28 protein-coding genes and 1 pseudogene are annotated in these 22,202 nt (G+C 71.6%); 22 read left to right on the top strand and 7 right to left on the bottom strand.

What is annotated here, in order from left to right; translation table 11 throughout:
- Window positions 1-292: 292 nt before the first annotated feature.
- From ACH34T_RS43695 to ACH34T_RS43680, 4 genes are all read left to right on the top strand, one after another.
- Window positions 293-1,060 (top strand): hypothetical protein, encoded by a 768-nt coding sequence (locus ACH34T_RS43695; protein ID WP_396026926.1) that lies wholly within the window; start codon window positions 293-295, stop codon window positions 1,058-1,060.
- Between the two features lie 161 nt (window positions 1,061-1,221).
- Window positions 1,222-1,626 (top strand): ATPase, encoded by a 405-nt coding sequence (locus tag ACH34T_RS43690; protein ID WP_396026925.1) that lies wholly within the window; start codon window positions 1,222-1,224, stop codon window positions 1,624-1,626.
- A gap of 9 nt (window positions 1,627-1,635) precedes the next feature.
- Window positions 1,636-2,280, top strand: coding sequence for a hypothetical protein (locus tag ACH34T_RS43685; RefSeq protein ID WP_396026924.1), 645 nt, complete (start codon window positions 1,636-1,638; stop codon window positions 2,278-2,280).
- A 344-nt stretch (window positions 2,281-2,624) separates the two neighbouring features.
- Entirely contained in the window at window positions 2,625-3,161 is a 537-nt protein-coding gene (locus ACH34T_RS43680) for a hypothetical protein (RefSeq protein WP_396026923.1), read from the top strand.
- A 518-nt stretch (window positions 3,162-3,679) separates the two neighbouring features.
- On the opposite strand, the gene ACH34T_RS43675 is transcribed toward ACH34T_RS43680, so the two are convergent.
- The 3 genes from ACH34T_RS43675 to ACH34T_RS43665 form a co-directional block, all read right to left on the bottom strand.
- Window positions 3,680-4,570 carry a hypothetical protein gene (locus ACH34T_RS43675; protein ID WP_396026922.1) on the bottom strand — a complete coding sequence of 297 codons (891 nt, stop codon included), beginning with the start codon at window positions 4,568-4,570 and terminating at the stop codon, window positions 3,680-3,682.
- Window positions 4,571-4,642: 72 nt separating this feature from the next.
- Window positions 4,643-5,158: a peptidase inhibitor family I36 protein gene (locus tag ACH34T_RS43670; protein ID WP_396026921.1), complete on the bottom strand. Its 516-nt coding sequence runs from the start codon at window positions 5,156-5,158 to the stop codon at window positions 4,643-4,645.
- Window positions 5,159-5,677: 519 nt separating this feature from the next.
- Window positions 5,678-6,028, bottom strand: coding sequence for a hypothetical protein (locus tag ACH34T_RS43665; RefSeq protein WP_396026920.1), 351 nt, complete (start codon window positions 6,026-6,028; stop codon window positions 5,678-5,680).
- Between the two features lie 256 nt (window positions 6,029-6,284).
- Here ACH34T_RS43665 and ACH34T_RS43660 point away from each other — a divergent pair.
- Window positions 6,285-6,542: pseudogene (locus tag ACH34T_RS43660) on the top strand (restriction endonuclease); the annotation flags it as partial.
- A gap of 163 nt (window positions 6,543-6,705) precedes the next feature.
- On the opposite strand, the gene ACH34T_RS43655 reads toward ACH34T_RS43660, so the two are convergent.
- Window positions 6,706-7,401, bottom strand: coding sequence for a M50 family metallopeptidase (locus tag ACH34T_RS43655; protein WP_396026919.1), 696 nt, complete (start codon window positions 7,399-7,401; stop codon window positions 6,706-6,708).
- A 304-nt stretch (window positions 7,402-7,705) separates the two neighbouring features.
- Here ACH34T_RS43655 and ACH34T_RS43650 point away from each other — a divergent pair, with 304 nt between their 5' ends.
- The 3 genes from ACH34T_RS43650 to ACH34T_RS43640 are packed head-to-tail and all read left to right on the top strand — an operon-like array spanning window position 7,706 to window position 9,476.
- Window positions 7,706-8,071, top strand: a complete 366-nt coding sequence (locus tag ACH34T_RS43650) for a hypothetical protein (protein WP_396026918.1) — start codon at window positions 7,706-7,708, stop codon at window positions 8,069-8,071.
- Entirely contained in the window at window positions 8,061-8,645 is a 585-nt protein-coding gene (locus ACH34T_RS43645) for a DUF6879 family protein (protein WP_396026917.1), read from the top strand. Before ACH34T_RS43650 ends, ACH34T_RS43645 begins: the two co-directional genes overlap by 11 nt.
- Window positions 8,646-8,654: 9 nt before the next feature.
- On the top strand, window positions 8,655-9,476 hold the full coding sequence (locus ACH34T_RS43640) for a helix-turn-helix domain-containing protein (RefSeq protein WP_396026916.1): 822 nt from the start codon (window positions 8,655-8,657) through the stop codon (window positions 9,474-9,476).
- 63 nt (window positions 9,477-9,539) lie between these two features.
- On the opposite strand, the gene ACH34T_RS43635 is transcribed toward ACH34T_RS43640, so the two are convergent.
- Both ACH34T_RS43635 and ACH34T_RS43630 read right to left on the bottom strand, forming a co-directional pair.
- Complete coding sequence (locus ACH34T_RS43635) at window positions 9,540-10,247, bottom strand: PP2C family protein-serine/threonine phosphatase (protein ID WP_396026915.1); 708 nt, start codon at window positions 10,245-10,247, stop codon at window positions 9,540-9,542.
- 6 nt (window positions 10,248-10,253) lie between these two features.
- A complete protein-coding gene (locus ACH34T_RS43630; RefSeq protein WP_396026914.1) occupies window positions 10,254-11,081 on the bottom strand; it encodes a GntR family transcriptional regulator in 828 nt (275 codons plus the stop codon).
- Between the two features lie 273 nt (window positions 11,082-11,354).
- Between ACH34T_RS43630 and ACH34T_RS43625 the strand changes: the two genes are divergently transcribed.
- The 14 genes from ACH34T_RS43625 (at window position 11,355) to ACH34T_RS43560 (ending at window position 21,290) form a co-directional block, all read left to right on the top strand.
- Window positions 11,355-11,552, top strand: coding sequence for a BldC family transcriptional regulator (locus ACH34T_RS43625; RefSeq protein ID WP_396026913.1), 198 nt, complete (start codon window positions 11,355-11,357; stop codon window positions 11,550-11,552).
- Complete coding sequence (locus tag ACH34T_RS43620; protein ID WP_396026912.1) at window positions 11,549-11,680, top strand: hypothetical protein; 132 nt, start codon at window positions 11,549-11,551, stop codon at window positions 11,678-11,680. Before ACH34T_RS43625 ends, ACH34T_RS43620 begins: the two co-directional genes overlap by 4 nt.
- Before the next feature lie 2 nt (window positions 11,681-11,682).
- Window positions 11,683-13,143 (top strand): hypothetical protein, encoded by a 1,461-nt coding sequence (locus ACH34T_RS43615; RefSeq protein ID WP_396026911.1) that lies wholly within the window; start codon window positions 11,683-11,685, stop codon window positions 13,141-13,143.
- Window positions 13,143-13,421, top strand: coding sequence for a hypothetical protein (locus ACH34T_RS43610; protein WP_396026910.1), 279 nt, complete (start codon window positions 13,143-13,145; stop codon window positions 13,419-13,421). The genes ACH34T_RS43615 and ACH34T_RS43610 overlap by 1 nt, the downstream gene beginning before the upstream one ends.
- Window positions 13,421-13,864, top strand: coding sequence for a hypothetical protein (locus ACH34T_RS43605; RefSeq protein WP_396026909.1), 444 nt, complete (start codon window positions 13,421-13,423; stop codon window positions 13,862-13,864). The genes ACH34T_RS43610 and ACH34T_RS43605 overlap by 1 nt, the downstream gene beginning before the upstream one ends.
- Window positions 13,861-14,316, top strand: coding sequence for an ATP-binding protein (locus tag ACH34T_RS43600; protein ID WP_396026908.1), 456 nt, complete (start codon window positions 13,861-13,863; stop codon window positions 14,314-14,316). Before ACH34T_RS43605 ends, ACH34T_RS43600 begins: the two co-directional genes overlap by 4 nt.
- Entirely contained in the window at window positions 14,306-14,539 is a 234-nt protein-coding gene (locus ACH34T_RS43595) for a hypothetical protein (protein WP_396026907.1), read from the top strand. Before ACH34T_RS43600 ends, ACH34T_RS43595 begins: the two co-directional genes overlap by 11 nt.
- 37 nt (window positions 14,540-14,576) lie before the next feature.
- A complete protein-coding gene (locus ACH34T_RS43590; RefSeq protein ID WP_396026906.1) occupies window positions 14,577-15,302 on the top strand; it encodes a hypothetical protein in 726 nt (241 codons plus the stop codon).
- Window positions 15,303-15,422: 120 nt separating this feature from the next.
- On the top strand, window positions 15,423-15,935 hold the full coding sequence (locus ACH34T_RS43585; protein WP_396026905.1) for a hypothetical protein: 513 nt from the start codon (window positions 15,423-15,425) through the stop codon (window positions 15,933-15,935).
- Window positions 15,932-16,231, top strand: coding sequence for a hypothetical protein (locus tag ACH34T_RS43580; RefSeq protein WP_396026904.1), 300 nt, complete (start codon window positions 15,932-15,934; stop codon window positions 16,229-16,231). Before ACH34T_RS43585 ends, ACH34T_RS43580 begins: the two co-directional genes overlap by 4 nt.
- 128 nt (window positions 16,232-16,359) lie before the next feature.
- A complete protein-coding gene (locus ACH34T_RS43575; RefSeq protein ID WP_396026903.1) occupies window positions 16,360-18,252 on the top strand; it encodes a hypothetical protein in 1,893 nt (630 codons plus the stop codon).
- A gap of 11 nt (window positions 18,253-18,263) precedes the next feature.
- Window positions 18,264-18,725, top strand: a complete 462-nt coding sequence (locus tag ACH34T_RS43570; RefSeq protein ID WP_396026902.1) for a hypothetical protein — start codon at window positions 18,264-18,266, stop codon at window positions 18,723-18,725.
- Between the two features lie 25 nt (window positions 18,726-18,750).
- Window positions 18,751-19,803 (top strand): hypothetical protein, encoded by a 1,053-nt coding sequence (locus tag ACH34T_RS43565; RefSeq protein ID WP_396026901.1) that lies wholly within the window; start codon window positions 18,751-18,753, stop codon window positions 19,801-19,803.
- Window positions 19,803-21,290 carry a hypothetical protein gene (locus tag ACH34T_RS43560; RefSeq protein WP_396026900.1) on the top strand — a complete coding sequence of 496 codons (1,488 nt, stop codon included), beginning with the start codon at window positions 19,803-19,805 and terminating at the stop codon, window positions 21,288-21,290. Before ACH34T_RS43565 ends, ACH34T_RS43560 begins: the two co-directional genes overlap by 1 nt.
- Window positions 21,291-21,513: 223 nt before the next feature.
- On the opposite strand, the gene ACH34T_RS43555 is transcribed toward ACH34T_RS43560, so the two are convergent.
- Window positions 21,514-22,158: a recombinase family protein gene (locus ACH34T_RS43555; RefSeq protein ID WP_396026899.1), complete on the bottom strand. Its 645-nt coding sequence runs from the start codon at window positions 22,156-22,158 to the stop codon at window positions 21,514-21,516.
- Between the last annotated feature and the right edge of the window lie 44 nt (window positions 22,159-22,202).

The raw sequence follows: 22,202 nt of genomic DNA, 5'->3' as shown, positions 1-22,202 counted from the left end.
GCCCCTCCCCGTTCGTTCGCCTGGTCACGACGACGGGGAAGGGCCGCCCTGCTGATCGCCGGGGAGTCTAGCCACCGGCGCGCGCGGCCTGGTGTCAATAGGCGTGCTCGCTGGTCAGCGCGTCGCTGGCAGCGCGGTCGCGGCGTGATTTCTTGCGCCGATATGTGTTCTGACCTGCGACGGCGCTTATTGGACAGAAGTGGGGGCCACTCCTACATCTTGCTACCGGTTCTCGCCAGGAAAATGTCAAGGATTCCTTGACACAGTGCCCATGTCAGGTTCTCCTTGACGCATGAGCGAATCGAGGAACGAGCACCGGCCGGAGCTGAGCCGGGTGTCCCGGATCCGGCTGGCGCTGAGCGAGGCGGCCGCCGAGCTGGCCGACCGCGCGACCGGGCTGGCCCGGACGGGTGTGGACGGGCGTCCGGGCGACGTCGCCGAGGAGTCGCGGTCGCTGGTCGCGACGGCCGAGTACGTCCTGCAGCTGGCGGTGCTGTACGACCGGTGCCGCGGCGCGTCGTGGGCGACCATCGGCGAGTCCCTCGGCGAGGTGTCGCGCCAGGCCGCGCACGAGCGCTACGCCGAGGCCGACAAGTACGTCGACGAGGCGATCACCGAGCACTGGCTGACCGGCGACCCGCGCGTCATCGGCCTGCCGTCCGGGGCCGAGGCGTCGCCCCGCACCGTCGTCCGGCTGGACGAGTGGGCCGCGACGCAACACCAGCACGGCGACGTCGGCGTCGGCGACGACCCGGCCCGTGCGGTCTCGGCCGGGTTGGCGCCGATGACGTCCACCGAGCACGGCGTGATGCTGACGGCGGCCGCGACGCTGCTGCTCAAGCACGCCACCGGCAACCCGGTCCGCCGCCACGCCCTGCAAGTCGGCTACGCCCGCCGCAAGGTCGAGTGGTACGAGCGGCTGATCGCCGACGAACTCGCCGAGCCCGGCAGCACCGGGACGGCGCTGACCGACCTGCGCGAAGGCCTCGCCGGGGCCCGCGCCCGGCTCGCCGAGGCCGAGGCCGAGACGCCCCACCCCGGTCACCCGCTGACCCCCTGACATCCATGACGACACGCCCGCCCGCGCCGACGCCGCGGTGATGCGGCTGCAGGAGGTGGTCCCCGGCCCGTGAACAGCACGCGGGCCCCGGAAGGTGCGCCAACACCGCCCGGAGCCCTGAGCCCTCACCAGACCTAACCTGGAAAGGACCTGACCCGATCATGCACGACCGCGAGATCAGCATCACCACGTTCGGATACCTGCACGACCCGGCCCCGGCGGCGCACATCACCCTGGACCTGCGCGGCCACTTCCGTGACCCGCACGTCTCCCCCGAGCTGCGGTACCTGACCGCCCGCGACGCCGCCGTCCACCTGGCCGTGCTGCGCACGCCCGGCATCGGGCGGCTGCTGGACGCCGCCGCGGCGGCGGTGCTGGCCTACCTGGACGGCCCCTCGCCCAGGCCCGTCACCATCGCGCTGGGCTGCTCCGGCGGTCGACACCGTGCTGCCGTAGCGGGGGATGTCCTGGCGACCATGCTGGCCGAGGAGCACGGCCTGGCCGTCACGCTGACCCACCGGGACCTGGACAAGCCGGTCGTCGACCGGACCCGCGTCGTCGACTAGGCCGCGCCGGTGTACGTCACCCTCGCCGACCGGCACACCCTGGCCGCGTCCGGCCCGGTCGAACCCGGCACGATGCTCGGCGCCCACCTGACCGCGGTGACCGATCCCCGGCGCCTGCCCATCGAGCGCCTGGTGTTCGAGCACCACTACGGCAACCGCGTCGAGGCCCGCTACCTGCTGGACGGCACCGCCACCGCCCGGCTGCTGCAGGTCCGCGACCGCGGCACCGACGGCTGGGAAGTCATCGGAGACGCGCCCCTCGCGGGGCTGCTGGGACCGCAGGCCGACGAGGTCCTCGCCGCCGCCCGGACCGCCCGCGCCCAGCTGCGCGGCGACACCGACGCCTCCCCCGAGGCCGCCCGCTACTACGCCGTGGCGAATGCCACCGGCGACGCTATGGACGCCTGCCTGAACGCGGCCCTGGCCGCGCTGCAGGCGGCCGGCGCGGACGCCTGGTGGTGGTCGACCGCCGTGACGTGCGCCTACGGCCACGAGCTGGTCGCGATCGCCGCCCGCGACCTGATCGGCACCGTCCCGGACTGGACGCAGGCCGCCTACGACGTCCTCACGGCGCCGTGGCGGGCCGCGTTCGGCGCCGACGCCTCGGGCGCCGCACCCGTCCACCAGACCGCGCCCGCCGACCACGGCGGCTGACCGGCCCCTGCCCGCGGGCCCCTCTACCCCGCCTACCGCCCAGGTCACCGGCCCTACCGGGGGCCTACCGCGGGTAGAGGGGCCCGCCTACCGGCCCGGCCGGGTAGCCCCCGGTCCCAGCTTGCCGACCGGTCCGCGCGGATCCGCCGCGCGGTGTCGGCGGCTGCCGCAACGTTGCTTTCGCGACAAGACACGTACGCCGCCCGCCACCGCCGATCGCGCCCACGCCGCTCGGCACCCGGTGGCCAAGGTCTCTAGGGGGCCCGTGCAGTGGAGAGCTTCCTTGGCCGTGTGACGCACTGTCCCGGCGGGGCGTGGGGCCGCCGAGATGTGGAGCGAGCACGATGCCCAAGCACCAGTCCACCGCTGCCAAGGCCGCGCGGCAGCAGGCCCGCGACGGGGCGAAGTACACCCAGGCCCTGCGCGACGGGCACAGCGACGGGCGCGGCGACAACGAGCGCCCGGAGGCCGCCGGCGACCAGCCGCGGAAGGTGACGCGGCAGGCCGCGCGGGAGGCCTTGGCCGGGCTGGTGGCCGATCCGGCGCTGATGAGCCCGTGGCGGCCGGTGCTGTCGCGGCTCGCCGACGATGCCGCTGGCTACGACGCCGCGAGCGAGGTTGTGCGGGCGTTCGAGGAGTGCGACAACGACGAGTTTGGGCTGCCGGTCGGCGTCAGTGACCGGCAGGCGCGCGAGCGCCGCTATCTGGCGCTGTGCGCCTACGGAGCCCGCGCCGTGGCGGTGCTGCGCGCGGTGGCGGACCACCGGCCCCCCGGGCCCGGACGGCGTGGGTGGACGGCGAGGACGTCGCCCGCGACCCGCTGTACGGCGAGCAGCTGCTGCCCGATGAGGACCAGGTCGCCATCCCCGAGGGCCTGCTGACCGCGCAGCCCTGCGGACTGTGCGAGGGCACCGGGACCCTGCCCGAGCGGAGTGGATGCCGTCCGGCCCGTGCACCTCCTGCAGCAGCCGCGGAACGCATCAGCGCGGCTCCGAGCCGCTGGAGCGCGCGTGGGGCGGGTTCGCGCACGTGATCGCCGCGCACGAGGACTACCAGGATTCGTTCGGCCGCGATGACACCTACGACTGCGACTGCGACTGCGACTGCGCGGAGACCACCACTGACGGCCGGTGTACCTGCCCCCGCGTACTCCATCCCCGAGCACATGATCGATGAAGCGGGCGCGATCGAGCACGGCCAGGAGCTCGTTGCCGGTCCGCCGCGGTGACCGCGAACAGCAACAACGCCGCGACCACGCCACCGCCCAACGCGCCGCCCGGTCCGAAGCCGCGCCGACCCGTACCGCCACGGCCCCCACCAAGACCCGGGCCACGGCCGCGACGGAGGCCTCGGTCGCTAGCCCCCGAGCGTGCGGGGAAGGGCCACTACGGGTTTCAGTTCAAGAACCACCCTGCCGGTGCGGGGGTGGCATCATCGCCAGGGCGCGGGCGATGAGCGCCGCGTCTTCTCCGACGACGATCGCTTGTCCGTTGACGGCGCCTTCCACGGTGACCACGTGGACGGTCTGTCCTTCGAGACGCGACGTGAGGTTCGTCAGGTAATCACCGGTCACTTGATTCACCTCGACCACCCCGTCATCACGGGGGACACGCACGATGGGTTCGCGGGTGATGTGCGGCGGCAGGGTGTGCAGCGTGGCACCGAGGTCCGCCAGTCTGGCGGCGATGTCGCCGAGGGCCTGCAGGTCGGCTTCGATACGGAACCCGTCGGTGGCGGCGTCGTCCCGCAGGGCTTGCAACTCGGCGGCTCGGCGCAGACCTTCGTCGATAAGTCCGCGCCTTAGCGGCCATGTGGCCTCGTTCACACCGCAGTTGGGCCAGCTGACGGTCAGCGAGACATCCTCGGTGGGCAGCGGCCAGATCCAGAACCGCAGCTGCCATTGCGGGTGGCCCCCTTGCACACTGACCAGTGTGATAGCAGGACGCCCGCTGGTGTCCTGTGCGGGGATCTTTGCCGAGGAGGCGATCTGGCCCCCGTCGGCGGACCGGATGACTACATCGGGGCCGCCGGGCGCAGAGCTGTGCAGCATACGCGGGTCCCCGATGTGTTCGGCGGCCGTTTGCTTGTCGGTGAAACGCCAATGGAGACCGACCTGCAGGCCAGCGGGATGGACCAGGAGCCGATCGATGAAGACCTCACACTGAGGGGTGGAGGCCAACGGCCACTGGATTGACACTGTGCCGCCAGGCTCCCCGGCGGGCGGAGCCGCCTGGGGACCTGGCGTCTGGCTGCGGTTGTTGGGCCCGACGGACCAAGCGTCGTCGCTCATGCTGCTACCTCATCGTCCGCTGCTGTGGCGAGGGGCCCAATGGCACAGTCTGATTTGCGTTCAGGTACGGCCCTAGCTGCCGCACAGAGTCCGGAAGCCGTCAGCCCTGTTATCAGCGGCGGACCCGACGTTCGACGAGTCGGTGCGGGGGGTCTCGGTCCACAGCAGCTTGATCGGCTCGGGTTCCAGATCATGGACCTGGACATGGTGCTTGGTGATGTTCCGCCACGAGGACGTCTTGTTGCCGAAGCCATAGTCGGTCAGATACTGCCAGCCTCCGCAGTCGCGGAACGTAAGTGTGCGGCCGGTGAAGTTCACCCCGTCGTAGAAGCAGTACGCCCCGGATGCACACGCCGCCCCCGCTCCATCTGAGGTGGGGAAAGACAGGATCACTCTTCCGCCCTGGTAGGCCACCTCGCGGGAGCCGGTCTGGATACCGCCGGGATGATCCCGCAACTGGCGGTTGATCTGGTCCTGGGCAGAGGGGAGCTCGTCGGCCGTGGCAGTGGCTGTGCCGGCCGCAGTCATCGCCGCCGCGGCGGCAACACCGGCAACGGCCACGATTCGGGTGAGCAGGGGGCTTCTCATCATGCTCCTTCTTGGACACTGTGTTCTCGAACAGAGAAAAATGAATTTTCGTACAGGAGAACGGAAGATCTCCACGTTGCAGACGCTACGGGGACAGGTTCGATCAATCAACATCTGTCGATGGTAAAGAAAACTTTACCAAGCATGACCAGCGCTGACATGATTATTTTAAATTCTTGTAAACCAAATCGAATCTCAGTGCGTCGATTGACATTTTGACCACATCCGGCCCGCAGTGATGACATTGCACGATTTCCTTGTGAAGATCGCACTCGGTCGGCTGATCGGCCACCTCCCTCTGCGAACACACATGACAGCTAGCCAGAAAGGGCAGGGCACATGAGAGCAGCAAAGTTAGTAACGATCGCAGCCCTTACCAGCGCAGTGTTCGGCTCCTCAGCGTTCGCTAGCGCTGCGGGCGCAGACCCGGCCCCACCCTCGCGCCCAGGGCAAACCACTGCCACATCTAAAGGTGAAACACCCAGGTCAGGCACCAGTAAGCCGCAACATCCCAGCGAATCACCCAGCACCGAACAACGATCCACAAATGCTTTCTTCTGTCGTGCCGCGGCAATCCAACCCTTCGTCATCACGCAAACGAGCAAGGACATCCATGCGGAAGCCAGAATCACCGGCTGCATAGGCGGGCCCACCTCGTGCAAGGTTGGCGTTGACCTCGAACAGCTCGACAACGAAACCAGCATCTGGAGGGTCGTCGCTCACAATGGCGGAACCTGGAAGCCGTGCAAACAGGGTGAACCCATTCAGGCAAAGTACACCTGCACCTACCATCCGGTAGAGGAATTCAAATACCGGTCGTCTATCTATCTCGTTGCGGAGAGGGCTGGCCAAATCGGCAACGTGGGCCACGCTTATAGCACGGAGAAGAAATTCTGGTGCGTCTAGACAGGTCATCGACCGCTGACGGCCACCGTCAACGGCTCGGCGAAGCCCCGAACAACGGAACGCCCGCCCCTCCTGTTTGGAGGAGGCGGGCGTTCCGCGTGGCCAGAAGGATCACCTTGGTACAGCGAGCCCGGCAGCGCAGGCAGCGGCGAGGTTGGCCGCCAACAAAGCACGCGGCCCCGCCACGCCCGCGCAAGCCCGCACCCCGCCTCACCGAGCTATGCGACGCACGCCACTGGTCACCTGGTGGGTACTGCCGATTCTGCTGGGCACCGGTGGCGCGGCGGCCTTTGGACATGAGGACGGGCATGGCCGCTGCGCGCGCAGACGGCCGCCCGCCGCATGGCGCACCAGCCTGGACCAGATCGACCAGATGACGCCCGCCGAATTCGAGTTGGCCATCCGCGATCTGATGATCCGAGACGGCATCACCGCGCGCCAGGTCGGCGGCAGCAACGACCAGGCCGCCGACGTCATCGGCCACCACCCGCCCCACCAGACAGACCATCGTGGCCCAGTGCACACACGCCACCACCGGCGCCAACGTCTCCGCCGAGGTCATCTACCAGGTCAACGGCACCGCCGGGCCCGCCCACGGCAGGGGATGATTCCAAGGGCCTGCACGTCACAGCCTGGTCGACCTAGCGCAGCATCCAGTAGCCACCGACGGGTACCGCGCTAAGCGTGATCACTGAGAACAGCCCGACCCACAGTCGGCGAGGTAGGCCCGTCACATCGGCGAGCTGATCGACGTCCAAGGCCTGGCGTGGGGGATGGGACCAGAGCTCGAATACGTCGCGTGGCGCGGCTAGCAGGAGGAACCACGCCACGAAGTAGCCGAACGCGGATTGGATCTGGACCGGCAGCAGCCACGAGATGCAGAACACCAGCCCGGCCGCGGCCAGGATGACCAGCAACCCGAACCAGGTGCGGACATACACCACGAGACAGCAGAGAAAGATCAGGATCGCCCACAGCAGGGCGACCGTGTGATGAGTGGCCAGCAGCGCGGCGGCTCCGAGCCCGAACAGGGTCGGGCCGGTGTAGCCGGCAGCTAGGGAAGCGACCGCGACCGGACCCGTGGTCTTGCCCACCCAATCGACGTGGCCGGAGCGGTCAGAGTACAGATGAACTGCACTGATCTCTTGGCCGACCAACATCGCGACAAGACCATGGCCCGTCTCGTGGGCGAGCGTGGCCACATATTCGGTCACCCGCCACGCCCACGGAACGAACACTGACAACGCCGCCACCAGGCCGACCACCACGACCACCCACAGCGGGGACGCCGGTTGGCTGGTCAAGGACCGATCCCACACGTCGCGAACCACGTCCACGCCGGTGAATGTGCCCCCGCCTAAACCCGCGCGAACAGGGCGCTGTTCAGCCTGGCTGCCGGGGCCCCTCACAACGGCGCGCACCGCTGGCCGAGTTCTTCACCACCTAGCGGATCGTCGTCGGCCTCGCCAACAAACATCAACCAGCTCGCGACCGTCCGCCGACAGCCCCGTGCGAATCTCTTCCCACGGAGGTTCATACGTTGCAGCGCTTACCTCCCTGGTATGCAATGTGGGATTGACTAGCTGAATCGGACGTGCGGATACTCAGGGGGACGGACCTGCCGTGGAAGGGTGCCTGCTGGTGAAAGTGGTCTTGCTGCGTGCCGACTGTGACACGGGGCGCACCTGCCCCAACCTCAACCTGTCCGACCGGGCCACCATCGTGGTGCAGGGGTACGTGGTGGCCGAGGACGCATTGGCGGACCTCGGCCCGAACGTCCCTTCTGGCGCCCGTGTAGTGGAGCTCCCGCTGTCGCTGGTCCCCGAACTGCGGGACGGTGCACCGGATCTTCCCGTCCACCTCACCAGCCGCGACACCGTCATGGTGTGGGGGCCAGAGGTCACCGACTCCGAAGCGCTCGCCAAACTAGCGCCGCCGCCCGGGGAGGCGGTCATCGAACTGCCCATTGGGGCGCTGCCCCTGCCGGAGGTGGCCCATGTGGGATGAACAGCAGCTCGGCGAGTACATCGACGCGCACTTCACCTGCGAGCTGTTCCGCCTGGAGACCCTGCCGCACTACCAGGTCGCCACCAACGGCGGCGACCTGGCCCGCTACCTGGCCGGCGAGCCGGGCCCCGACATGACCCGCAAGGGCCCCTGGCTGGATGTGATCCGCGGCGAGGTCGCCCGTGGCCTACACACCTACCGCGTCCACGTCGTCCACGGCCCGCTCAGCGACTACCTGCGCTTTGAATTCGAGTGGGGCTACACCTACAACGAACAGGCCGGCGAGCACATCCGCATCCTGGACCTGGCCGAGCAGCCGCGCCCGGACGGCCTCATCGATGAGGACTTCTGGCTGATCTCCGGACGCCTCGATCGCGGCGAGCCGGATCGCGCGGCGAAGATGCACTACGACAGCGCGGGCCGCTACCTCGGCGCCGAGCCGGCCGACGCGGCCGACGCGGCCGACATCGCCCGGTACCAGCGGGCCCGCGAGGCGGCGTGGTCGGCCGCCGTGCCGTTCGGCGACTACTGGCAGGCGCACCCGCAGTACTGGCGGGCCCACCGCGCGGCCTGAAGGGATCCGATGAGCAACCCCAACCCTCTCTCGGACGCCCTGCGAAACCTGCGCAGGGCGTCCGGGCTGTCCGGGGCCGAGGCCGCCCGCCGGGCGGATCTGTCCCAGTCGAAGGTCAGCCGGGCGGAAACCGGCCGGTTCCTGCTGGCCGAAGACGACCTGCGGGCACTGTGCCGCGTCTACAACGCCTCGGCCGACGAGCGCCGCCAGCTGCTGGAGATGACCCGCGAACTCAAGCAGAGCACCACCGCCGCGCGGACCGTGCTCCAGCGCGGCGGCTGGTGGATGCAGGAACGCATCGGCCGCATGGAGGCCACCGCCCGCCACATCCGCAGCTTCTCCCCTGGCGCGATCTTCGGCCTGGTCCAGAGCCCCGCCTACGTCGAGGCGCTGTTCGGCGACTCCCTCTCCCCCGACGACCTGGCCCGCACGGTGCAGGCCCGCCTGGACCGCCAGCGCATCCTGGACACCGACCGCGAGTTCACCTTCGTCATGGCCGAAGGAGCGCTGCGCTGGTGCATGGGCGGGCCCGCCGTCATGGCCCACCAGCTCGACCACCTCATCGAGGTCTCCTGGCGCGACAACGTCCGCATCGGTGTCATCACCTGGACCACCCCGGCGACCGTGCCGGGCCTGCACCCGTTCACCCTGTACGACGCCCAGGCCGTGCTGCTGGGCACCTGGAACGCCACCGCGATCATCACCGACCACCGCAACATCACCGACTACGAGGCCTACTGGGACGAACTCCAGCCCATCGTCTCCTGGAACGACGACGCCCGCGCCGCGATTGGTCGGGCCTCCCGGGAGTACCGCCAGCTCACCGAGTGAAGGACCACGCACCATGCGCTTTTTTTTGGCTCCACGGCTATGCAATGTGATCTTGCATAGCCTCTATAGATCTCCCGGTACGTCGATGACGAGCACTGTGACGTTGTCAGGGCCGCCATGGTCGATCGCCAACGCGACGAGGTGGTCGGCTGTATCCGTCGGGGCGCTGGATGTCAGCAGGGTCTCTCGGACGAGATCGTGAGCAACGACCCCGCTCAGCCCGTCCGAGCACAGCAGGAAGCGATCGCCAGGGCGAAGGTTCCGAACAGTGAGGTCAGGGGACCGGCCGTCGGCCCGGCCGTCAAGGAAGCGGGTTATGCGCTCGGACATGCTCGGTGTGGTGGCGGCTTCGGCAACCAGGTTGCCGAAGGTGTGGTCTTCGGTGATCTGCCGGTACGTGGTGTCGCGGAGCAGGTAGGCGCGGGAGTCGCCCACGTTCGCGAGGACGGCTGTGCCGCCGGAGCAGAGCAGGGCCACGAGGGTGGTCCCCATGCCTGCCAACTCGGGGTCGGACTCGATCTTCTTGCGCAGGGCTTCGTTGGCTGTCCTGATTGCCTTCCCGAGCGCAGCAGGAAGATCAGCTTGGGCGAGCGGGCGATCGCAGGACCGGAGGGCCTCGATCGCGGTGGCGCTGGCGATGTCGCCGGCGACGTGGCCGCCAAGACCATCGGCGACAGCGAACAGCGAATGGCCTGCGTAGACCGAGTCCTCATTGCGCTGTCGAACAAGGCCAATGTGGCTCCGGGCTGCAGCGTTGATGGTGAGGGGCATGGTCATTCACCTGCCCGCATCGTGGTCGGGCGCTTCGGCGACATCAGGCCATGGGGCTTGTGCGGAATCATCTCGGTGCAGGACGTGGACGGTTTCGACGCGGTCGCTGGCCACGATGTACTCGGTCACCTCGATCGGTCTGCCGTCACGTCCCGATGTCCCGACCCGGACGATCTCCAGCACGGGCAGGTTGACCGGGATCTCCAACAAGCCTGCTTCGTCTTTGGTGGGCATCCGCGCACGGTGGGTCTCCATCCAGTGGATGGGCCAGTGGCCGGCTCTTTCCAGTTGGTACAACCAGTCGCCGGGCCCCTGGGCTTGAGAGGCGACCTCGGGAGCGTCTGCGACCCCGCGCGGGTGGATCCACGAGATGTTGATCTGGAAAGGCGGCTCCGACTCGGGGCCGGTGACGCGGAACCGCCGCATCACCGAGCTGCCCGCCGGGACGCCCAGCATCCTGGCGATGCGCGGGTCCGTCAGTGGCTCATGAGACGCCGCGGGTGGGATGTGGTGCTTCCACACCTCCTGCCCAGATGCCGAGGGGAAGGAGTAGCCCGGGCTGTCGGTGGCGACGTTCCGCTTCACCAGGTTCCCTCGCGGCCGTCGCGGCCGCATCGTCCCGTGCCGGACGATGATCCCCCGCCCCTGCACCGCCCAGACGTAGCCCTCCGATTCCAGGGCGCCGATAGCGCGGCCGATCGTGTCCCGGTTCGCCTCGTACTCCTTCGCGAAGTCGTCCAGGCGCGGGAGCTTGGCCCCCGGCTCCCACTCGCCGGCTTCGATCCGCTCCCGGATCTGGGCGGCAATGTCCAGGTAGCGCGAGTGCACGGCCACTACGCGGCCCCCTCTCAGAGAGATTGTCTTGGGATAATACTTGACAGCCCTGGCTTGTCCCGCTCACGATTGTCCTCAGATGGATTGTCCCAAGACAATCTGCGTGAGTCTGCTGAGGTGCGGAGTGACCGGATGTCCGGTTTACGCGGAAGCGAGTCAGACCGGGCCTCCGATGCGGCACCGACCTGCAGACACGAGGTGGCCCCAGCGCTGGACAGAGCGCTGAGGCCGCGAAGGCCGTCGCAGTCCCTCACTGAGCAGGAGGAAACGACCTTGAACCCCATCATCGCAGAGAAGCTGCTGACCCCCGGAGAGGTCGCGGCGACGTTCCGCGTCGACCCCAAGACCGTGACCCGGTGGGCGGCCAAGGGCCGCATCAGCAGCATCCGTACTCCGGGCGGGCACCGCCGGTTCCGGGAGTCGGACGTGCGGGCGCTGCTGGCCGGTGAGGCCGAGGCGGTGCCGGCATGAACAACACCGACCTGGCACTGCTCATCTGGCTCGGGATCACCGGCGTCTACATGCTGGTGACGTTCGTCCGCGCCTGCTGGTCGGTGGCGACCGTGACCCGCGGCCGCCGCCGCAGTCGGGGGTGGTGAAGATGACCTTCCTCAAGGCGGCCCAGCCGCCGGACGCGCCGGTCGACCCGGAGGAGCTGGCCGCTGAGCTGCAGCGGCGGCGGGATGTGGAGGCCGCGCGGCGTACCGATGAGCTGGAGCGGGTGCGGGCCGAGGCCGGGCATGGCCGGGCTCGCGCGGACGTGGCCGAGGAGTCCCGGCTGGCCGAGTTGGTCCGTGCCGAGCGTGAGGCCGACGTGCGCGCTGAGGCGGAGCTGGCCCGGATGTATCGGGAGTTCCGCGCGTCCGGCGAGCGTACGAAGATCCGGTCGGCGATGGCCCGGTCCGGCGAGGCCCGAGCGCTACGTCTGGAGTGGCTACGCACCCACAACCTGCGCGTCTTGGTGCCGGTGCTGATCGGCTTCGGCGTCTGGTCGACGACCGGCGTGCAGCGGGGCGCGGCCCGGATCATGGACGTCGACCGCGACGACGCCGTGTGGTGGACGCTGTGGGGCCTGGAGGCGCTGCTGATCGGCGCGGTGTGCTGGATCATCATCGCCCGCGCCCGGCTGGCCGCGTCCGGCGGAAGGTTGTCGAGCCAGGCCGAGCGGATCGGGATCGGCTGCCTGACCACGAGCATCCTGCTGAACCTGATCGCGGCCGTGCCCACCGGTGACGCGCACACCTCGGGGTGGGCGATCCCTGGCACGATGTTCGCGCACGCCCTCGGCCCGGTCGGCGCGGCCGTTACCGCGCACCTGATCGGTGTCATCGACCGGTCGATCACCTCGGCCGACCCCTGGCACGACAGCACCGGCAGGGCCGTGCCGCGGCTGGCGGAGCTGAACCTGAACCCGCACCGAGGCACCGTGCGGACGCAGCGCCCCGTGCAGGGTCGGGCGGACGTCCCGGCGGAAGCCCGCACGGACTCCCCGGCACAGCGCTCTGCGGACGAGCCCGCACCGTCCCGCACGCCCGAGCGTGCGGAGCGGCTCCGCGAGCCCGCATCCGCATCCGCACGCCGTCCCGCACTGCGGTCCGCACGAGACTCCGCACGAATGCGCGCACGCAGTCAGGGGCGCGCCCGCACGCCGTCCCGCGCCGACGGTGCCGCGGTGGACCGCGACGCCATCGTGGCCGAGCTGGCGGCGGAGATCCTCACCGCTGGTGAGGCGGGGGCCAAGTGGTCCCCGGACTACCCGGGGCTGATGGCTCGTACGGGCCGCAAGCGCCGGTGGTGCGAGGGCGTGGTGAGCGCCGCGCGCAACGCCGCGCTGCGCAGCAGTGCGGACGACGGTGCGGACGACGGCACCCCGCACGCGGACCCGCACCGCGTCACGCACGAACGGGACGCGGACGGCACCGGTCCGCACGCCCCCCGTGCGGAGCGGCCGCAGAACGATCGTGCGGACGGGCCGGACGACAACCAGCAGGACGAGCGTGCGGACGCTGCGCGGACGTCCGGTGAGCTGGCGCTGGCCGGCGCGGACGGGGGTGGCCGGTGATGGCGATCACGCTGCGCGTGCCTTCGGCCGAGGCCTCGGCGGCCGCGCTGCGGAACGAGTTCACGCTGCTGAGCGCGGAGTACGCCGAGCTGCTGGCGCACGCGCGGGCGGCGGTGGCCGCCGCCCGGGATGGCGAGCTGGACCCGATCGCGCACCTGGCCGGGTTCCTGGAGGAGCGCGGCCAGCTCCCGCCCGCCGGGACGGCCGCCGCACAGCTGGCCGCGCAGGCGTTCGCCCGCACGGCCGACGCCGACCGCCAGTTCGGGGGTGGGACGTGATGCGGATCTCCGACTGGCCCTCGACGGTCACCGCGGTCACCGCGGCCGACGAGGCCCGGCTGTGGGACCAGGCCGCCGAAGAGGCCCTTGACCAGGCCGTGGACATTGCCGGGACCCGGCGCGATGCGACCGAGCACGCGCTGATCGGGATCGGGATGGCCCTGCGATCCACCGGTGCACGGCTGGATGCGCTGACCGATGAGCTGGCCAACCTCGCCGACATCCTCGCCGCGCCACGCCCGGCGCGCCGGCCGTGGTGGCGGTGCCTGACCGACCGGCTGACCAGCGGTTTCGCCGGACGCCGGTGCGGCGAGGCGTGCCCCGACGACCCGGACGGCGACGTGGACGGCGAGGGCCTGGACGACGCCGACGACCTCGGCCCGGCCGCCGCGCCGGGCGTGGCGACGGTGACGCCGCTGCGCAGGACGGAGGCGCGGTCGTGATCGCTCCGAAGCACTTCGAGACCGCGTTCGCGGGCGATGACCAGCGCACGGTCCGCGAGGCCCGGCGTTGGACGCGGCAGGTCCTGGCCGAGACCGGGCTGCCGGACGCGCTGGTGTGCGACGCGCTGACCTGCGTGTCGGAGCTGGCCGGCAACGCCACCCGGCACACCGCCTCGGGGCGTCCGGGCGGCAAGTACCAGGTCGTCATCGAGGTGACGGGCCGGGCCCGCGCGCACGTGGAGGTCGTGGACCAGGGCGGCGAGCACGCCCCGGACGTGCTGACGGGCGGCGGCGAGTCCGGCCGCGGGCTGTGGATCTGCGCGACGCTCGGCGTCCTGCAGCACGCCGCCGTCCCGTCCGGCGGCCGCCGGGTGTGGGTCGACCTGCCCCACCCCGCCCAGGCCGGGTCTGCGCTGGTCAACGACGCGCACCCGGGCGGGGGTGAGCGCTGATGCGGGCCCGCGAGCGCGGTCACGGCTGCTGGCACCGGTGTGCGGGTTCTGGTCCGCGGACGCCGGCGCGTGCGGGAGCGCGCAGCAGGTGCGCCCGTACGTGGTCGGCCCGCGCTGCCGGCGTCACACGCCCGCCGCGCTCGCGGGCCGCCCGGAACCCGACGAGCTGCTGCGCGCGGCGGCGCGTGCCGTCCCCGCTGTGCGCCCCCACCCCACGACTTGATCTTTCCGTTCCGATGGCCTTTGAGGAGGTCAACCCCATGATTTCGATCCCGATGATCCCGGCCGCGGTTCGGTCGCGGAAGGACCGCGCGCAGGCGCGGCGCCGCTACGCCGAGCTGCAGGACGCGCTGGACGAGGCCGTCGACGGCCTGTACACCGCTGGCGGCCACGCCGAGCGCGCCGCGCTGCTGGAGGCCGCCGCCGACGCCACGACGCAATTGTCCATGCTGCACACCGCGGCGTGGGGCCCCGAGGCCGACGCCGACGGCCGGACGGCGGCCAGCGCGCTGAGCGGCCAGGCGACGCTGCTGCGTCAGGTCGCCGTGACCGAGCGCATCGGCGCGGGGCAGGGCGGCCACGGCGACCTGCGCGCCGTGCTGCCCGGCGACACCGACGTGGAGATGCACGCCTGGGCCGAGCTGGCCGACACCGACGACCCGGCCTGCCGCGCGGCCTGCCTGCGCAGGCTGCAGATCCTGATCGCCGCGTCGGGGGACGACCGGGCCGTCGGCGTGCTGACGCTGCTGGCCCGGGTGGAGACCCGCCGCGCGGCGAACCTGAACCGCTCCGGGCTGCCCGGCTGGTGGTTCCACGCGCCGCGGGTCGTGATCGGCGTGTTCTTCGTGGCGGTGGGCGCGATCGTGGCCGCCCCGGGCCTGGACGGCCACACCCGTGACCTGCTGTTGGGCGCCCTGCTGGGCGTCTACGGCGTGTGCTTCGGCGTGCTGTGGCTGATCGCCCGGCGAGGTGGCCGCGCCCGGTGACGGCCGGTCCGAGCGCACCCGCCCCCGCGGCGGGTGCGTTTCACCGGCCGCCACACAAGGCGGCTGACCTGCGCAAACACCCTTAACGAACCGGCCTGGCAAGCGAAGGAGAGATTTTCGATGACGGGAGCCCCGCAGTGGTCCGGGGAGATGCTCGACAGCCCCGAGATGGTGGAGGCGTTCACGACGCAGCTGCGCAAGCTGCTGGGCTCGCACGCCGACTACGTCGCGCGGATCCGGCGTGACGCCGAGGCGATGTGGGACGCCAACCCGCCCGCCGGCTACAGCAGCTTCGAGGCCTGGTGGCGCAAGCGGTGGGTGAAGTCGCCGCTGGCCGAGATCCAGGAGCACCTGGAGAAGGCCGCCACGCTGACGTTCCAGCTGGAGGCCCGGTACCGCCGGGGCCGGCACGAGATCCCCGCCGCCAAGCAGGCCGCCCGGCAGGCCAAGGGCAAGGCCCCCGAGCTCGGCCCCGGCCAGGGCGGCCGGGGCGGTCCGGGACAGGGCCGGTTCGGGGACCGGACCCGCTCGGCCACGGGCCCGGCCGCGTCGACGTCCCCCCAAGGCCACGGCAAGGGCCAGGGGCAGGGCGGCGACTTCATGGACCTGGTCCGCGAGGGGCGGTCGGCGTGAGCACCCCTCAGCAGAGGTCGCAGGTCAAGAAGTCGCGGCGGGCGGCGATGACTCCGGAGCAGCGTCGGGTGGAGAACCTGCGCGCGTTCTGGGAGCAGCGCTACAGCGCGTGCGCCGACGACCCCGGCGAGCTCGTCCGGGTGTCGTTCGACCGGGCGCGGGCTGCGGCGACCCGCGCCCAGCGCGCCGGCGTCGCACCGCAGGCGATGTACGACCTGGCCGAGATGCTGCACAAGTGGGCCGAACAGGTCGAGCAGCGCCAGGCCAGCCGCCCCGCGCAGGGTCACGCACCGTGACCGCGTTCATGTTCATGTCGCGCCCGCTACGCCCCTTCGCGGGCGCCCAACACGCGACGCGCGTACGCGCGACGCGCGAGTGTTCCCGATCCCGTCACTGACCGTCAACCCCCACGCGGGGAGGAACCGTGAGCACCCACGACGACAACGACCGTCGCAACGACCACGGCGAGGGCGGCGGTGAGGGCGGCGAGCTTGTGCCCTTCCCGCCCCGCCCCGCCTCACCGCAGGACCCGGCACCCGACAACGCCGCCGACGCCGGTGACGACCACCGCGGCGGTGAGGACGGCGGCGGGGCTGGCGGGGGCGGCGCCCCGCAGGTGCCCGCCTCGCCCGAGATGGCCCCGCCGCTGCACATGGCGATGATGCCGACGTTCGAGCCCCCCGACGGCGAGGACGACTCCGAGGGCGCCTTCACCGGCCCGCACCCCGAGGACCCCGACGACCCCGGCGCACGCCACACCCTGGCCACCGGGATGGCCCTGGCGACCGCGCTGGGCGTGGCGGCCGCACAGGGGATGTGGCACCGCGCCCGGCACCGCCAGGCGCTCGCCGACCAGGCCCGCGCCCGCGCCGACAAGCAGGCCGCCAAGCAGCAGGGCGGCGCGTCCCAGACCACCAAGACCACCAAGTCCACCGGCACCAGCGGCGGCGGCTCCAAGGGCGGCTCGCTGCTGGGCGGAGGCAAGAGCAGCGGCGGCAGCCGCGGCAGCGGTTCCAGGAGCTCCGGGGCGCCCAAGGGCACCGGCGGTTCCCGCACCGGCGGCGGCGCGCTGCTGGGCGGCGGCAAGACCGCTGGCAGGAGCGGCGGCAAGGCCGGCACCGGATCCTCCACCAAGGGATCCGCCGGCTCCAAAGGCTCCAAGACCGGCGGCAAGAGCGGCGGCAAGAGCGGCACCGACGCCAAGGGCAGCGGCGGCTCCAAGAGCAGCGGCTCCCAGGGCGCCGGTGGCTCCAAGACCGGCGGCGGTACGGACGGATCCAAGACCGACGCCAAGGGCGGTTCGAGGTCCAAGGGCAAGAACGGCGGCGACGCGAAGGGCCCCGACGCCAAGACTGATGGCGATCCCAAGAGCACCGATTCCAAGCGCGCTGGCAAGCGCGCCGGCTGGAGGGCCTGGCGACGGCCTGCAGGTGGCAGGACCTCCGAGGACACCGACGACGCCCACGACGACATCCCCAGGGCCGGGAAGTCGGACGGGCCGGAGGACCGCGAAGAACGCCGTGGACGCCGCGCGGCACCCCCGCCGCCTCCCCCTCCCCCGCCTCCGCCGGGGTGGGAGCAGATGCGGCCGCCGCCCGGGCCCACCGAGCCGCCGCGCTGGCGGGCCGCGGCCGGTCCCGAGGACACCTGGACGGACATGAGGCCTCCGGAACGGCCCGCCGACGGGCGTGATCGGGGGGAGCCGCGGGCGGTGCGGCCGCCACGCCCCGAGCTGGACGCCGGACCCGCCGAGACCGAGGAACCCAGGAACGACGGCGCCCCGCCCGCCGAGCCGCCCGCCGGGCCGCACCAGGACCCGACGGCGGGCTCGGGCGCCGCACCGGCCGGCGCCCCAACCGCCGGCACGACCCAGACACCAGCACAGGGAGGGCAGAACGTGAGCACGCCGATGATGAGTGGGCCCAGGCCCGACACGCAGTACCGGGACGCGGACCTGACGATCTACGACGTGATCGAGGCCGACGCCGACATGGCCACTCAGATCACCGAGGGCGTGGCTGAGGCGTTCGCGACCGCGGAGGGCTGCGACCGGCTGTTCACCAAGCTCGAAGCGTTGCACGCCAAGATCGTCGAGCTGCGGGTGCCGGGTGTCCTGGAGGGCCTGGTGGTGCTGCTGATGGAGAAGACCGGCACCGTCAAGGCCCGCGCCGAGGCGATCGCCGCGCAGCTCCCGGCCGCGTCGGAGGCGATCGCCACCGCCGGCACCAACGCCGAGAGCCGTCACCGGCCGCTGGCCGACGCTGTCGCCGACGCGGGCCACACCCGCCCGGCCGAGCGCGACTACCACAACGAGTGAGAGAGGCCGTCATGACTGAGAACAACGACGTCGCCGTCCCGGCCGAGGGCACGGCTGAGCAGGGCACCGGCGGAGCGCTGGAGCGCGCCGGGAGCGTGCTGGCCGACGCGGTCACGTTCACGATCGTCGTCGGGCAGCTGGCGGTCGCCGGGACGCGGCTGGCGTGGCTGAGCGAGTCGGTCCGGTCCACCTACCGGTACGTGGAGCGGTGCGCGTCCGGCGTGGACCGGCTCGCCGACCAGATGGCCGGGCTGGCCGTCGACGCCGACACCGTCGCCGAGCACCACGAGGCCGCCGCGGTGATGCGGTCGGTGCTGGGCGAGGCCGAGGCCATGGCCGTCTGCTTGGAAGACCTGTCGACCCAGTTCAACTACACCGCCGAGGCCCACCAGGGCGACTACGGCACCGTCGCCGACGCCGCCAACCACATGACCGTCCCGATGGCCGAGGCCGAGTTCTACAGCAACCGCTGACCAGCCCAGAAAGGGGAGATCCGTGATGTACGCCCCGTCCACCCGCCCCCCGACCGCGACGCCGACCGCGCCGCCGACCGCGCCGCCGACCGCGCCGCCGGCATCGGCGACCGGTCCGAAGCAGGGCCCGGCGACGGTGACCGTGCACACCTCACCGCAGGTCGCCGACGCCTGGGGACGGATGCGCCGCCGCGTCGACGTGGTGCGGTCCCGCACCGGCCGGGTGGCGACGGTGGCCGGGACGGGCGCGGCCGCCGCGGTGGTTGCCACGCCCGGCACCCTGCCGATCGCGCTGGTCAGCACAGCGGTCGTCACCGTCGCCGGGGCCGGGATCTTGCGGCTGCAGATGCCGCACGCCGGTCACCAGAAGGCGACTGCGACCGCGTTGTACGCGATGCCCGGGGTGAGCCTGGGCGTGCTGCTGATCTGCGAGCGGCTCGCCGCCGGGGCCGCGTGGGGCGGCACGGTGCCGATGCAGGTCCTGGCGGTGGCGGTGTGGGCGGCCGGGACGTGGCTGCTGCGTCCGGCCCAGGTCGCGCGCCGGATGGCCACGCCGCCCCCGCCCGCCGCGTCGGCTGTTGAGGCCGCTCAGACGGTGTACGCGCATCCGGCCGCGCGGTGGTGGGCCGAGCGCGTCGCCACTCAGGGCGGGGCCGCCCCTGACACCGCGCTGGAGGGCATCGAGCGGATCGGCGAGACCGCGATGACCGCGATCATCGCCGCGACCACGCCGGGGCAGCCGGTCCCGGAGATCTCCATCCGCCGCCTGTCGGCGCTGCTGGACATCCCCGAGGACCAGATCACCATCGGGCCGGTCCGCGGCCGCGGCGCGGGCGTGCGGCGCCTGACCATCGGCGCCCCCGCAGGCAAGGACGCCGACCCGGCCACGATGTGGGCCAAGCAGATCGCGCCGCTGGCGATGCCCGGCGCCGTGCTGACCGGCGTCCGCGTCGGCCGGCCCGCCGCCACCGACTCCCACTCCGCCGCCCCGACCGGGCCGCACGACCACCAGGAGGAGCACGAGGACGAGCACGAGGACGAGCACGAGGACGGCGACCGGGATGGCGAGGACGCGTGATGCCCGCGACGATGCTGCCCGCGACCGATGAGGTCATGGAGCTGATGCTGGAAGTCTCGCCGGGCCAGATCGTCACCTACGACCTGGCCAAACTGTGCTCGGCGCTGGACATCGAGGACCCTTCCCGGATCGCGGTGGAGGTCCTCGGCCGCCGCGCGATCGTGACGATCTACCCCACCAACCCCCTCGCCGACATCCGCGCGGTCACGGTCGAGGACCTGGTGATGGACCGGCGCGGGTTCATCACCATCGGCCGCTACCACAACGGCCGCCCCGCCAAGATGCGCATGTACGACCCGCACACCGGGTCCGCGCAGCGGTTCCTGACGTTCGGGACCACCGGCGCCGGCAAGTCCCGCGCCGTCACCCTCGTGCTGATCGCCGAGAAGATCAACGGGATCGTGTCCTGGCTGATCGACCTCAAGGGCGGCCAGTCCAACCCCGAGGCGGCAGGCCATGTCGACTGGCCCGGCTCCCGTCCCGAAGAGGCGATCCTGGCGCTGCGCGCCGCGGCGGCGGTGGCGGTCGAGCGGATGAACCGCTACAGCCGCCTGGGCCGCAACGCGTTCCTGCTGAACCGCCCCGACCCGCTCCTGCACATCCGGATCGCCGAGGCCAACCGGCTGCTGGAGAAGGGCGCCCCGTACCGGGACGAGGCCACCCACTGGATCAAGGAGATCGGCCGCACCGGCCGGTCCGTGGGCGTCGGCATCGGCCTGGACGCTCAAGCATCCCACCTGGAAGAACTCGGCGGGTCAGACACGCTGCGGGCCATGCTCAAGGAGGGCGAAGTCACCTTGCTCAGGTGGTCGTCCAGCATGATGCGGCAGCTGGTGGCCGACGGGCTGCTGCCCGCCGGGGTCCAGCTCATGCCCATCCCCAAGTCTTTGCGCACGGCCCGCCTGGTCTCGCAGTTCGACGATGACGTCGACGACGATGACGCGCCCGGCACTCACGGGATGGCCTACCTGCTGGCCAGCCAGCACCCCACCGCGATGATGCGGCACTTCCGCGTCGGCTCCATCGCGCCGCTGGACGGGCTGGACCCCGAGATCCTCGCGCTGTTCGGCTCGGGCGAACCCGCCCGGCTGGAAGAGGAGTCCTGGGCCGCCGCCGGCGACGCCTACGCCGCCCGCCACGACCGGCACGCCATGGCCGCGCTGTGCACCGCCCTCGCCCAGGAACAGCTCCAGGCGCTCAACCCCGGCGCCCCGCGCCCGGCCTACGCCGCCAGCTCGGCCGCCGCGGGCTCCTGGGGCCCGCCCCCGGCCCCGAAGTCCCGGCTCCTGGAAGACCGCATCACCGACGTCCTCGGCGCCGCTGACGCGCCGATGACCGCGGACGAGGTCCTCACCGCCGTCCTGGCCGACGGCGGCAAGCCGGTCAAGATCGGCAGCGTCCGCAACGCCCTGTCCGGCCTCGCCGACGCCGGCCAGGTCGAACGCGCCGGACACGGCCTGTACGCCGCACCCGGCCTCATCCCCTGACCCGCCCCCGCGCATCCGCGGGCGGCGAAGCCGGGGGCCCGGCACGCGTCTCCAAACACCGCCGGGCCCCCTCTACCTCGAAAGGGGGTCGCAGTAGTACTCGGGAAAGTTCGGGCGGATATAGCTGACCAGCGGAGACAACACGGAGCAGGCCCGCAAAGGATCGGAGCGGGTCAGTAGCGACAAGCTGAGGATCGTGGTGCCGGTTCGGTGACGGGCCTGATCAGGTGGGCTGGTCGGGCAGCAGGTCGGTCAGCGCGGTCCGGACGGCGGCTCGGCTTACCCCGTGGGTGCGGGCGAGGGCCGCGATGGAGGTTCCGTTATCGCGGAACGCGGCCCGTACTTCGTCGCGGCGGGCGCCGTTGAGTGCGGGTGGCCGGCCTCGGTAGCGGCCTTGGGCCTCGGCCGCGGCGATGCCCTCGTCGGTGAGTTCGTTCTGCAGGTCGCGCTGGAACTGTCCGACCGCGGTGATGACGTTGATGAGCAGGGCCGTGGTGGGGTCGTTCGCGGCGAGGTCGTGGAAGTTCGACAGCGGCCCGGACAGGACGCGCAGGGCGACGCCGCGCGCGGTGCACCAGTCGCGGACGCTGTGGATGTCGATGAGGTCGCGGCAGAGCCGGAACAGCTCGGATACCGTCAGCACGTCGCCCGGGTGCGCTGCGGCGGCGACTTTGGCGAACGCGGGCCGCTCCAGCGCGGGAATCTTGGAGGTCGTCGCGGGGTCCTCGAACAGCAGCACCCCGGCGGCGGGGCGGAACCCTTCGGCGACACCCTCGGTGCGCACGAGGAGGCCGGCCTCGGTGAGGATGTGGCGCTGGCGCAGCAGCGACTGGGTGGCGGTGGACACGCGCGAGTAGACGATCCGCACCGGCGGCTCCCGCGGAAAGAGGGGTGGAGGACCCTTCTATCTGT

The organism is Actinomadura sp. 9N215, from assembly GCF_044326345.1.
GTDB lineage: Bacteria > Actinomycetota > Actinomycetes > Streptosporangiales > Streptosporangiaceae > Spirillospora.
The sequence above is the reverse complement of the archived record's forward strand: the minus strand, read 5'-3'. Positions and strand labels throughout refer to the sequence as shown.